At 44.2% G+C, this 12,057-nt stretch carries 11 protein-coding genes; 5 read left to right on the top strand and 6 right to left on the bottom strand.

Going from position 1 to position 12,057, the window contains the following annotated elements; genetic code table 11:
* Positions 1-197: 197 nt before the first annotated feature.
* Positions 198-833 (top strand): uracil phosphoribosyltransferase, encoded by a 636-nt coding sequence (gene upp / locus RTP55_RS03660; protein ID WP_065263959.1) that lies wholly within the window; start codon positions 198-200, stop codon positions 831-833.
* 72 nt (positions 834-905) lie between these two features.
* Here the strand turns inward: upp and RTP55_RS03655 are convergent, their stop codons facing one another.
* The 3 genes from RTP55_RS03655 to RTP55_RS03645 form a co-directional block, all read right to left on the bottom strand.
* Entirely contained in the window at positions 906-2,552 is a 1,647-nt protein-coding gene (locus RTP55_RS03655) for a vWA domain-containing protein (RefSeq protein ID WP_312384271.1), read from the bottom strand.
* A 113-nt stretch (positions 2,553-2,665) separates the two neighbouring features.
* Entirely contained in the window at positions 2,666-2,878 is a 213-nt protein-coding gene (locus RTP55_RS03650) for a DUF2905 domain-containing protein (protein ID WP_099808321.1), read from the bottom strand.
* A gap of 508 nt (positions 2,879-3,386) precedes the next feature.
* Positions 3,387-5,780 carry a YgiQ family radical SAM protein gene (locus RTP55_RS03645; protein ID WP_312384269.1) on the bottom strand — a complete coding sequence of 798 codons (2,394 nt, stop codon included), beginning with the start codon at positions 5,778-5,780 and terminating at the stop codon, positions 3,387-3,389.
* Positions 5,781-6,204: 424 nt separating this feature from the next.
* Between RTP55_RS03645 and RTP55_RS03640 the strand changes: the two genes are divergently transcribed.
* Both RTP55_RS03640 and RTP55_RS03635 read left to right on the top strand, forming a co-directional pair.
* Positions 6,205-7,092 (top strand): threonine/serine exporter family protein, encoded by an 888-nt coding sequence (locus RTP55_RS03640; RefSeq protein ID WP_007115871.1) that lies wholly within the window; start codon positions 6,205-6,207, stop codon positions 7,090-7,092.
* A 48-nt stretch (positions 7,093-7,140) separates the two neighbouring features.
* Positions 7,141-7,608, top strand: coding sequence for a threonine/serine exporter family protein (locus RTP55_RS03635; protein ID WP_007115872.1), 468 nt, complete (start codon positions 7,141-7,143; stop codon positions 7,606-7,608).
* Between the two features lie 29 nt (positions 7,609-7,637).
* On the opposite strand, the gene RTP55_RS03630 is transcribed toward RTP55_RS03635, so the two are convergent.
* Positions 7,638-8,105: an Lrp/AsnC family transcriptional regulator gene (locus tag RTP55_RS03630; protein ID WP_062331430.1), complete on the bottom strand. Its 468-nt coding sequence runs from the start codon at positions 8,103-8,105 to the stop codon at positions 7,638-7,640.
* Positions 8,106-8,279: 174 nt separating this feature from the next.
* Here RTP55_RS03630 and rarD point away from each other — a divergent pair, with 174 nt between their 5' ends.
* Together rarD and RTP55_RS03620 are read left to right on the top strand one after the other, a co-directional pair.
* A complete protein-coding gene (gene rarD / locus RTP55_RS03625) occupies positions 8,280-9,257 on the top strand; it encodes an EamA family transporter RarD (protein ID WP_312384265.1) in 978 nt (325 codons plus the stop codon).
* Between the two features lie 100 nt (positions 9,258-9,357).
* The gene (locus RTP55_RS03620) at positions 9,358-9,936 is read left to right on the top strand and encodes a BLUF domain-containing protein (RefSeq protein ID WP_264754915.1); all 579 of its coding nucleotides are present in this window, start codon (positions 9,358-9,360) and stop codon (positions 9,934-9,936) included.
* Between the two features lie 58 nt (positions 9,937-9,994).
* On the opposite strand, the gene RTP55_RS03615 is transcribed toward RTP55_RS03620, so the two are convergent.
* Both RTP55_RS03615 and RTP55_RS03610 read right to left on the bottom strand, forming a co-directional pair.
* The gene (locus RTP55_RS03615) at positions 9,995-10,561 is read right to left on the bottom strand and encodes a DNA-3-methyladenine glycosylase I (RefSeq protein ID WP_312177719.1); all 567 of its coding nucleotides are present in this window, start codon (positions 10,559-10,561) and stop codon (positions 9,995-9,997) included.
* Positions 10,562-10,667: 106 nt separating this feature from the next.
* Positions 10,668-12,017, bottom strand: a complete 1,350-nt coding sequence (locus tag RTP55_RS03610; protein ID WP_409418409.1) for an MFS transporter — start codon at positions 12,015-12,017, stop codon at positions 10,668-10,670.
* Positions 12,018-12,057 lie beyond the last annotated feature (40 nt).

Here is a 12,057-nt window from a genome sequence, read left to right as displayed (position 1 = left end):
TGTGGTTCGCCCATGTGAGAGTAGGTCATCGTCAGCTCCCTATTCCAAACCACCCCCCTTTCTCTTGTAAGGGGGTGTTTTTTTTGCATCCCTGAAAGACTCAGAGAAAAACTCAGAATAGAAAATTAATGTTTTTATCACAGACTTTGGGTAAAATAGGCGAAATTTTTGGTGTGAAATTTAAAGTGAGTGTTACCATGCAAATTACCGTTATTGACCATCCCTTAGTTAAGCATAAATTATCATTGATGCGCGAGGCAGATAGTAGCACTTATAAGTTTCGTACCTTGACTAAAGAGCTTGCCCGTTTGATGGCGTATGAAGCAAGCCGTGATTTTCCCATAGAAACAATCAGCATTCAGGGCTGGGAAGGCAACCAAATTGAGGGCATTCAAATCAAAGGTAAAACCGTTACTGTCGTACCTATCTTGCGCGCAGGTTTAGGAATGCTTGATGGGGTTTTAGACCTTATTCCCACGGCAAAAATCTCGATGGTTGGATTGCAACGTGATGAGGATACCCTTGAGCCTGTGCCTTTTTTTGAAAAGTTGGTGAAAGATATTAATGAGCGTCCTGCGTTGATTTTAGATCCTATGCTTGCGACGGGCGGTAGTATGGTAGCAACGATTGATATGATGAAAAAACACGGTTGTAAAAATATTAAAGCCTTGGTATTAGTGGCAACGCCTGAAGGGGTGAAAGCGGTGAATGATGCCCATCCTGATGTGAAGATTTTTACCGCCGCACTTGATAGCCATCTCAATGAACAGGGGTATATTATCCCAGGGCTTGGGGATGCAGGGGATAAAATTTTTGGCACAAAACAGCACTGATGGGCAAAACAGTAAAAGTAGGAGAAAAGCTAGATGATTTATCTAGCTTTTTTATTGACACTTGTATAGTGACTATTTTTTGGTCGGTTGTAAGCTATCGGCTAAGTCGATAAGCTTGATAAATTCGCGGCGAATACCTTGTGGGTCGTTGCCGATATTGGCTTGGGCGAGTCGCTTGCTATCGTTTAGTTGCCAATTACCGAGGTATTTGCTTTGCTTGAGGGTTTCACCAAAACCTGCCACACTTAGCGCAAATGCCAGTTCGCTGCTCGGCTGTTGGGTAGTATTGGTAATGGGCAGTGTCAAAAGCGTTGATGTGTTGCTATGTGGCGCTTTATAGCGAAGTTTTAAAAATCCCAGCTCAGTATTTTTGCTGGTGTGACTGATAGGGTAAGCTTGGTAGCGGCTATCGTCTAGCCAACCTTGCTGCCCCACAGGGGTAACTTCAAACAGCGCAACCACGGATTTGCCTGCACCTAGCTCACCTGCGTCTACTTTATCGTTGTTAAAATCTTCTTTTGCAAGGACACGATTTTCATAACCAATCAACCGCCATTCTTTAACCGTCTGGGGATTGAATTCCACTTGGACTTTGACGTCTTTTGCTACGGTATTAAAGGTTGCTGACATTTCGTCTACCAAGGCTTTTTTGGCCTCAGACAGGCTGTTGATGTAGCTATAGTTACCGTTGCCGTTATCCGCGACTTGTTCCATCATATGGTCGTTTAAATTGCCTTCACCAAAGCCAAATGTGGAAAGTGATACGCCGCTATCACGCTCACGGCGGATAATATCTAGCATTTCATCGACGTCCGATACGCCGACATTAAAATCCCCATCGGTCATCATCAAAATGCGGTTGATGCCGTCTTTTTTATAGTGGATTTTTGCTTGTTGATAAGCCAACTTTATCGCTGCTTCGCCATTGGTCGAGCCACTGGCAGCTAGGCTATCAATCGCGGCTAATATTTTGTCGGTATCACTGCCTTTAGTGGCAGGAAGCGTCACTTGGGTACGACCTGCATAGGTCACGATACTAATGGTATCTTGCGCCCTCAATTGCTTGGTGAGCATTTTTAGCGAAGATTTGACTAGTGGTAATTTATCGTTGTCTGACATCGAGCCTGACACATCCACCAAAAATACCAAGTTGGCAGGCGGTAAGACGCTTTGTTTCGTGATGGTAGGGTCATCCGCTTTGATAGCCACTTTGATGATACGATTGGTAGCACGCCACGGTGCGGTAACCGTTTCGGTACTTACCAAAAAAGGGGCGTTGGCAAGGCGCTTGGCTTGTGAAAAGTCATAGTTAAAATAGTTGATAAGCTCTTCAATACGCACCGCGTCAGTGGGCGGTAGTTGCCCATTGTTGAGAAAACGGCGTACATTGGCGTAGCTGCCGGTGTCAGTATCGATACTAAAGGTGGCAACGGCATCAGTTGCGGTTTGGTGAATGGGGTTGACTGCAAGGTGCTGATATTTTTCGCTATTATCCTGTGGTATCGGCATCGGCATGATAGGCGAGTAGCGTGCCATCTTGCTCATTGCTGCCGCTTCCATCATCATGGCAGGCGCAGCAACCACGGGCGTTGGCTGCGCGATAACAGGTGTGGCAGGGCTCGTATCACGGCTATTTGACGGCGAGGGGCTACAAGCCGTCAATAAGCTTTGGGCGATTACGAGGCTCAGTAGTGTTGGCTTAAAAATGTCGCGCTGCATGACTAACTCCTTTTCAATCTTGACTGGCGTAATTACAGTTTACGACATTTTTTGATAAAAAAGGCAGTTTTTGTGATAAAAACCTTCTCAATATAGCGGTACTTAGCGCGCTGTTAGCGGTTAAATAGGTTAAGAATAATAGTGAGAATGATACTCACAATAATCATGGTGACGATGGGGAAGTGAAAGCTGAAGCCACCGCCTTCGGAGCGATAATTAACGTCCCCCGGCATACGACCAAACCAGTTAAAGGCATTGGGAAAAAACAGATAAATTAAGCCAATGATGAGAAATAAAATCCCTATCCCAATAAAAATTTTTGCCATATTGAAAGCCTTTTATTTTTATAATGGTTTGTATTTTAGTGATTTTTTAACGTTTTTAGTGCTGTGTTTAGTTGTTAAGATGTAAGCTTGATGTAAAAATAAAAATTTAAATTTTATTGAGAATATTTTATCAAAAAGAAATGCTATCACATAACGTTTGAGGCTTCGAGTCTTTATTCGGAGCAATACATTGGAGTTTTAGACAGAAGGTTAAATAACGCAGCCATCAGTCATATGAGTTATTTAATCCATTCAGCCTATAGGTTATTTCTAGCTAATCATTTTGCATTTAACAATTACAGTATTCGAAGAAAACACCAAAATCAAATTGGGTACTTTTAGAAATCATCAAAGTCCAAACCAAGTTAAAGTTGCTAAACATTCTTTTTTTAATCATGCAAAAAACATAAAATTTCTATCAACCTTTAGACGTTCATTAAAATTGAAACAATTTAAAAATAAATAAGACGGCTTGTAGAAATGCGCTACAAGCCATGAATGACATAAACTACTTAGTTTTCCGCGGCGGCAAGCCTGTATGTTGGGTTTGGAAATTGCCTTTTTTCGGCTGTTTTTGGTTTGACGGTTTTTTACCAAAACTGGTCGGTGTTGGTTTTTTACCCGATTTTTTTGCAGTACTATCTTTATTCGTACGTTTGACCGAATCACCAGCGGCAGAACTATTTTTCTTACGGGCTGATTGGTAAAAGTCTTCACCTTCCAGTTTTGGATTATAAGGCGGAATCAAACATTGACTGCCATGCCCAATCAAATCCTCACGCCCCAAGTCTTTAAGCGATTGACGCAGCAGTGCCCAATTTTTGGGGTCATGGTAACGTAAATATGCTTTGTGGAGTTTACGTTGTTTGCCCGATTTGACGATTTCCACCCCTTCGCTGTCACGGGTGACTTTATGCAGCGGGTCTTTGGCAGTATGATACATGGTAGTAGCAGTTGCCATGGGGCTTGGGTAAAAGGCTTGTACTTGGTCGGCACGAAAGCCATTGCGCTTGAGCCAAATTGCCAAGTTCATCATGTCCGTGTCGGTGGTGCCAGGGTGAGCAGCGATAAAATACGGAATCAAATATTGCTCTTTACCTGCTTCACGGCTGTATTTGTCAAACATCTGCTTGAAAGTATCGTACGTCCCCATACCCGGTTTCATCATTTTGGAGAGTACATTGGTTTCAGAGTGCTCAGGGGCGATTTTGAGATAACCACCGACATGGTGGGTGACCAATTCTTTGACATATTCCGGGTCTTTGACCGCCAAATCATAGCGCAAGCCTGACGCAATCAGGATTTTTTTCACCCCTTTGATATCACGAGCTTTACGGTACAGTTGGGTGAGATGACTGTGGTCGGTGAGTAAGTTGTCGCAGATATCGGGATACACGCAGGAGGGTTTGCGGCAGTTTTTCTCAATGGCATCGTCTTTGCAATGCAGACGGTACATGTTGGCAGTCGGTCCGCCAAGGTCAGAAATTACCCCGGTAAATGACGGCTCGGTGTCGCGGATTTTTTTGATTTCGCCCAAGATAGACTCTTCTGAGCGGTTTTGGATAATGCGTCCTTCATGTTCGGTAATCGAGCAGAAGGTACAGCCGCCAAAACAGCCGCGCATGATATTGACTGATAATTTGATCATGTCGTAGGCAGGAATTCTTGCGTTGCCGTAGCTAGGGTGGGGCAAACGGGCATACGGCAAATCAAAGATATAATCCATCTCTTCCATGGTAAGTGGAATGGGCGGCGGATTGAGCCATACATCAATGTCGCCATGTCGCTGCACCAAGGCGCGGGCGTTATGCGGATTGGTTTCTAGGTGCAAAATACGGTTGGCATGGGCGTAAAGTACGGGGTCGGATTTGACTTGCTCAAAGTCGGGCAAGCGAATCACGGTTTTGTCACGGGGGGGCAAGGGGCGTTTGTGTTTTAAGGCGTTTTTATTGGGGTCTTTGAGGTTGACCACTTGGATGTCTTGGCTTTCAGCGACCTTATCAGCATTAAGCACTTTGTGCTCGACTTTATCTGCCACAAAACCTTTGTATTGACTCTCAAGGGTTTTTTCTTGTTCGATGTGACAGTCGCCCACATCTTCCATCATCACATACGGATTGATAATTGGGTCAACACGCCCAACGGTGTCGACGTCGTTACTGGCGATTTCTATCATATCGCGTTGCCAGTGTTTTTTGGTTTGTGTCGACAGATACGCGGTGCCACGCACTTTGGCAAGGTCTTCAAAACGGTAACCTTTGGCAAGTGCATGTACAACATCGACAATCGCGCGCTCGGCATTGCCATACAGCAAAATATCAGCGCGGCTATCCATCAAAATGCTACGGCGCACTTTATCTGACCAATAATCATAATGAGCGATACGGCGCAGCGAGCCTTCAATCCCGCCCAAAATAATGGGAACATCGGGATAGGCTTCACGGCAGCGCTGGCTATATACCACAGCCGCACGGTCGGGGCGTTTGTCGGGGGCATTGTCTGGCGAGTAGGCATCGTCACTGCGAATGCGTCTATCGGCGGTGTAGCGGTTAATCATGCTGTCCATATTGCCTGCGGTGACGCCCCACGCAATGGTCGGTTTGCCAAGGGTCATAAAAGCGTCTTTGCTCGTCCAGTCTGGCTGGGCAATGATACCGACGCGAAAGCCTTGCGACTCTAACAGTCTGCCGATGATTGCCATGCCAAAGCTTGGGTGATCCACGTAGGCATCGCCTGAGACGATAATGACATCACAGGCATCCCAACCAAGGGCATCCATTTCGGCTCGGCTCATCGGCAAAAATGGCGCAGGCTCAAAGCAGCTTGCCCAGTGTTTGTCATAGTCAAATAAGGCTTTGGCGCCTTGTTTAAAGGCTTTGTTGGCAATAGTTTCGGCGGACATAGGCTTGGATATTAAATAAAATGAATATGGCTCATTTTATCATGAATCAATTTTGCGATGGGGGTTTATAGGGCGAAATAACAAAAAAACCTGATTAAATTAGTCGGGTTTAATTAAAGGGTAAAGCGATTCAGTATTTTTGTAAAAATTAACGGAAAAAGTGACTGTCAAATGGCTAGATGGTGATTAAAATGGAGGGTAATGGAAGGTATTGAATATTACCCTATTATTTAAACCAAAATAAACCAATCGCAGCTTGTTAAGTAGGTAGAATTTTTTTAAATAACGGGTAGTTTTCAACTTTTTGCTCATTTTTATTCAGCTTTCTTAATCAACTTTTTAATCAATAAAGCAATACTGATTCACCCTGATTTTATGCTAGTTTAATGCTAAAATGAGATATCAAGGTTATTAAAATGATGCTATGACCGATACCTTTGCTGATGCCCTAGAAGCCCTTGATCCGCTAACACCTGAGCCTACTAAGCTTTCGCCCCCGACAGAGCCGAAGCCTAGACGGCGGTTGCCGTATATGGCGTATGAACACCAGCAGCAAATCACCCGTCTGTGTGTGCGCTGTGGACTGCTACTAATGCAATATGGGGCAGAATCGGCAACGGTAACAGATTTGTGCCGCCGATTGGGGTTAGCGTTGGGGTTGGCCAGCGTGGAGTGTGGGATTGCCTATAATGGCTTGACCATCACCACAATTTATAATAACCGTTGTATTACCACCTTGCGCGCCTCAACCACCCATGCCATCAATGTCAATATCGTTGTACAAATTCAGCGAATTGTACTGGATTTGGAAAGTATGCCGGTGACGAGTACCCTAGAGCATGCGACTTATCGATTTGATGAGATTGATCGGGGCACTTATCCTGCCAAGATGGTCGCGACGATGGTCGGTGTGGCGTGTGCCTGCTTTGCGTATTTGGCAGGGGGCGATGTACTGGTGTGTTTGGTGACTTTTATTGCGAGCATGATGGGTTATTCGCTGCGGCTATGGCTGAGTAACCGCAACTTTAATCCCTTTATATCCGCGCTCATAGCGGCGTGTTTCGGCTCCATCTTCGCCAGTACCGCGCTGTTATTGGGGATTGGTAACGACCCGCATATTGCTATGGCGTCGAGTGTGCTTTGGTTGGTTCCCAGTTTTCCTTTGATAAATTCGTTGTCGGATATGCTCAAGGGTTATATGAACATCGGTATCGGGCGCTTTATGTTTGTGATTATCTTGACGTTATCGAGCTGTATCGGCATCGTGCTGTCATTGCTACTACTAAATATCAGTCATTGGGGCGTGGGTTGATGAAAGCGTTTGATAAAATTCTATTGCCAATATTGGGCAGGGTAAAAAATGGCGATTGATGCGATTGCCTTGATACGCGCAGCAACTTTTGCTTGCTTGATGACGCTTGGCTGGACACTGCTTGTCAATGTGCCGCGCCGCTATATTTGGCAATGCTTATTGTTGACTGTGCTGGGTTATGGACTTAGAGAACTCTTAAAACAACTGTCAGTCAATTTGATACTAGCGACGTTTGTAGCAGCGGGTATTTCATCCTTTGTGGCAATTTATTTGGCAAAAAAATATTTACTCACCCCAAAGATGATTTTGGTGCCTGCCATGCTGTGTATGATGCCGGGGATTACTGCGTACAAAGCTATGATTAGCTTTGTACAGCTAGGCTACTATGGCTACAATCCACAAGTATTTACCCAAATGATGGATTTTAGCTTCAATGCGATATTTGTGACCGCTGCGTTGGTGTTTGGCATTTCGTTGCCGACGTCATTTTGGTATCGCACTAAGCCCATTGTTTGAGCCCATTGTCTGATGGCGCATTAATCTAACTAATCTAACTGGATTTTCGTGCCTACCTTGGAGAAGTTCATCACAAATTGACTTTTAAAGCGTCGGACATTGTTTTCATAAGTTAAATTATCACGGGTAAAACGGTGATATTCCGCCATATTTTTGGCATGTACCAATAGTAAAAAGTCATAATCCCCTGAGATTTCATAACAACTCATCACGTTGGGCAATCGGTTCATCAAGCGCTCAAAGCCATGCTGCAGCGCGGTATTTTGTTTTTCCATTTCAATCAGCACAAACGCGCTTAAATCAAAGCCCAATTCGGTGGGGTTGACAATCACTACTTGGCGAGTAATCACCCCCGTCTCTGTCATCATTTGGATACGGCGCTGACAGGTCGCTACCGATGCATGCACTTTTTCGGCGATGTTCTTAAGCGGTAGGGTCGCATCTTCTTGCAACAAGTTTAAAATACGTTTATCGATATCATCGATTTCATGAATCATAGCCATGTCCTTCTAAAAATATACAATAAGACAAATTGAGAAAAATATAGCAAATTTATCTTATATTAATATTAAATTATCACAAATAGGGGGATTTTGAAATAATTTACCAAAGATAATTGTTATACTGCTTGTCAATTTAACCGCAAAAGCAAAAATATAACAAGGTCAATTATGTCAGTCTCAAGCGCTTTATCACCATCCTCTATCGTTGTCCAGCACAAGGCAACAACTTCTCAGCCCGCTACCGCTGCCAAAAAGTTACGTTTTGGGGTGGTGTTGGCATTGATTTCTAATGTGTTGTTTGGCGTGCTGTATCTGTATAGTCACTGGCTTGCGCCGTTGTCAGGCACGCAAGTTTTTTTGTGGCGCATGGTGGCGATGTGGTTTGGGTTGGTGGGGTTGTTGGCCGTGACGCAAAGTTTTGGGCAACTCAAAGCATTTTTGATGGGCTTAAACAAACAACAATGGGTTTTATTGCTGTTGCCGACACCGATTTTGGCAAGTCAGCTATGGCTGTTTATGTGGGCGCCTATCAATGGACAGGCGGTCAATACCGCAATGGGGTATTTTTTGCTTCCCTTGATGATGGTACTGATGGGCTGTGTGGTGTTTAAAGAAACCTTAAATCGATTGCAGTGGGCGGCGATTATCGTTGCGGCAGCAGGGGTGGGATTGCAATTTTGGCTCGCGGGGAGTGTATCGTGGGTCACTGCATGGGTGTGTTTGACTTATCCGATTTATTATGGACTGCGCCGCTGGCAAGGGGTACCTGCGCTGTTGGGGCTGTTCGTTGATTTGTCAGTGATTGCACCGATTGCCCTAGGTTTTTTATTATGGCAAAACACGAGTGTATCGATAGTCACAGGGTCAATGACAATGGGGCTGTTAGTGATTGGACTGGGTATGATTAGTGCGCTTGCCATGCAGACCAACCTCAAAGCCAGTCAGGTGTTGCCGATGAACACCTTTGGTATGCTCAGTTATCTTGAACCTGCGCTGATGTTTTTATTGTCCATTTTTGTGCTGCATGAAGCTGTCAATGGCACCATGATTGCCAGTTTTGCTTTAATTTGGGTAGGGGTATTGCTGATGATCGTAAATGCAATACGAGTGTCCAAAAAAAGCCACTCAACCGCTATTTGTGACTAGGTAAGCTAATATTCTTGATTTAATGGATGGCTAAGTATGTAATAAATTGTTAAAATTGCGCTGAACAAAAATTGTAAAACCATAAAGACTGAGGTGCTGCTTGGGGCAAATTCATTATCTAACTTATGTGAGCCGTATGACGTTGAAAGCTGGCGTAACCCCTAGAACGCTGTCTGATATCATGACGGTGGCACAGCGTGAGAACCTTGCCCATCAAATTACCGGTTTTTTGTGCTTTGGTAATGGCTATTTTTTTCAGTACATTGAAGGCGAAAAATCAGCGATTGAGCAATTATTTGGTAACATTCAGCGTGATGGGCGCAACCGCGATGTCACGCTCAAGTCTAAAGGGATGATCGAACAACGGCTGTTTCAAGATTGGCAAATGTTGATGGTCAATATCAATAATCCAGAAACACATGAAGATGTTATCAATGCGTTTTTACCTGTGTTGTCAGCTAGGTCAACAGCAGCAGCGGCTGATAAGTTTGTTGAGGTCATGCGGTCACAATATCATCGCCGTAGCTTGGTGGATTTTCAAAGCTATTCTCTTAAAAATGTCAGTCATTATGGGGTCAGTCTGCGCGGACTGCTCAAAGTGCATCAGCATTTTTTATTGGTTCAGAGCATTTTACTGGTATTGATTTTGATTAGTTTTAGCCTATTTTGGGGGCTGTAGCACCGAGAAATCTGTAGCATCGAGAAATATGTTATCCGCTGTTGACTATTGAAACCGCTTATCGAAAATCACACGCCGCTACATGGTCATTCACCATGCCGACTGCTTGCATAAACGCATAGCAAATCGTTGAGCCCACAAATTTAAACCCGTCTTTTTTAAGCACTTTTGACATGTTATCTGAATATTGCGTGTTGGTGGGGATATCAGCAAAGGTTTTTGGGTGATTATCCTGTGGTATTTTTGCCAAGCCGCTGGGTGACAAGTTCCAAAGATAATCGCTAAAAGCTTGCGTTTGGGTGATTTTTAGATAGCATTTGGCATTGTTGATAATGGCTTTGATTTTACCGCGGTGGCGAATAATGCCCGCATCGGTCATCAGACTATCGACCATGTCATCATCAAACTGCGCGATAATTGCAGGGTCAAAATCAGCAAATACTTGGTAATAACGCTCGCGTTTTTTGAGTATGGTAATCCAACTAAGTCCCGCTTGCATGCCTTCTAAACACAGCATGGCAAATAGATGACGGTCATCATAACTGGGCTTTCCCCATTCATTGTCGTGGTAAGCTTGATAAAGTGGGTCTGTGCCGCACCATTCACAGCGATTATAGGCTTTCATCCTAGGTCTCATGGTATTGAAAATTTTATTATAACCGCCTTGGGCAAAAAAAACGCCAGCATTTGCCAGCGTTTTTGAGGTATCAGTTTTTAGTCTATCTTTTCTTTTAATCCATCAAATCGATATTTTTGGTTTCTTTAATTGAGAATAACGCGATGAGAGAAATCAAACCGTTAATAACAATATATATAGCCACACCTTTCATGCCATATTGCTCGTTGATTTTGATGGCATAAATCGCAGGAATCGATGCACCCACAATCGCCGCTAGATTGTAAGCTAGGGACGCACCTGAATACCGTACTTCGGTGGGGAACAGCTCTGGTAATAGCGCTGCCATTGGACCAAATGACATACCCATACATGCCATGCCCAAAATGAGGAAAATAAATACCGTGGTTGGTGTACCATTGCTGAGCAGTGCTGGCATAAAGCAGGCAAATAACATACATAATATAGTCACGCCAATCAGCCATTTTTTACGACCGATTTTGTCAGCGCCAATCCCAGAGATACTGGTAAAAATACCAAACACAATCGCAGCCACCAATAAAAAGCCAGTAAAGGTATTTGGGGCAATACCTAACCCTGTTGGAAAGCCGAAAGAAGACAATTTTGCCGGGCTTTTTGAATACGCTTGTACGAAGGCAGTCATGATATAAAAAATCACATAAGTCATCGCCATCAAGAATGTGCCTTGCACCATCGGACGCCAATACTGGGTGATGACTTTTGACACAGGGGCATTAACTTTTTTGCCTTCGGCCTCAGCGGTACGGAATACATGGCTTTCATGCAGGCTTAAACGTACCCAAAGACCCACACCCACAAGCACGATTGAAATAAGAAACGGGATGCGCCATGCCCACTCGACCAAGACATCTTTTCCTAAAAAATAACTGAGCAAAAAGAACACTAAGTTGGCTAAAAATAACCCAATCGGCGCGCCTAACTGCGGGAAAGTACCGTACCAAGCACGTTTGCCTTCTGGCGCATTTTCGGTGGCGACCAAGGCAGCACCGCCCCATTCACCGCCAAGACCAATCCCTTGACCTACACGAAGTAAACATAACAACAATGGGGCAATGACGCCTACTTGGGCATAAGTCGGTAGCAAACCAATCGCTACAGTTGACAAACCCATCGTGAGCAGAGAGGCCACCAAGGTTTTTTTACGACCGAGTTTATCACCAAAGTGACCAAATAATGCTGAACCGAAAGGGCGGGCGATAAATGCCAATGCCAACGTCGAAAGCGAGTAAAGCATCGCCGCTTTTTCATCGGTTTTATCAAAAAACTGGGTATTAAAAATCAATACGGCCGCGGCGGCATAAATGTAATAATCATAAAACTCAATAGCCGTACCAATCATAGATGCCACGGCGACCTTTTTTGGGTCATTGCGTAGCGCGATATGCTGATGATCAGGGGGCGCGGTTGAAGCCGTCGTCATGATGTCATCCCTCCTTAGATAATAAAAGTTTAAGTTAAGATTA

Source organism: Moraxella sp. CTOTU47579 (genome assembly GCF_032004885.1).
Taxonomy (GTDB): domain Bacteria; phylum Pseudomonadota; class Gammaproteobacteria; order Pseudomonadales; family Moraxellaceae; genus Faucicola; species Faucicola tetraodonis.
The sequence above is the reverse complement of the archived record's forward strand: the minus strand, read 5'-3'. Positions and strand labels throughout refer to the sequence as shown.

What these genes read in the sequence shown, in the direction of transcription:
- upp (WP_065263959.1), top strand. Translation starts at nt 198, where the DNA reads ATGCAAATTACCGTTATTGACCATCCCTTAGTTAAGCATAAATTATCA.
- RTP55_RS03655 (WP_312384271.1), bottom strand. Translation starts at nt 2,552, where the DNA reads ATGCAGCGCGACATTTTTAAGCCAACACTACTGAGCCTCGTAATCGCC.
- RTP55_RS03650 (WP_099808321.1), bottom strand. Translation starts at nt 2,878, where the DNA reads ATGGCAAAAATTTTTATTGGGATAGGGATTTTATTTCTCATCATTGGC.
- RTP55_RS03645 (WP_312384269.1), bottom strand. Translation starts at nt 5,780, where the DNA reads ATGTCCGCCGAAACTATTGCCAACAAAGCCTTTAAACAAGGCGCCAAA.
- RTP55_RS03640 (WP_007115871.1), top strand. Translation starts at nt 6,205, where the DNA reads ATGACCGATACCTTTGCTGATGCCCTAGAAGCCCTTGATCCGCTAACA.
- RTP55_RS03635 (WP_007115872.1), top strand. Translation starts at nt 7,141, where the DNA reads ATGGCGATTGATGCGATTGCCTTGATACGCGCAGCAACTTTTGCTTGC.
- RTP55_RS03630 (WP_062331430.1), bottom strand. Translation starts at nt 8,105, where the DNA reads ATGATTCATGAAATCGATGATATCGATAAACGTATTTTAAACTTGTTG.
- rarD (WP_312384265.1), top strand. Translation starts at nt 8,280, where the DNA reads ATGTCAGTCTCAAGCGCTTTATCACCATCCTCTATCGTTGTCCAGCAC.
- RTP55_RS03615 (WP_312177719.1), bottom strand. Translation starts at nt 10,561, where the DNA reads ATGAAAGCCTATAATCGCTGTGAATGGTGCGGCACAGACCCACTTTAT.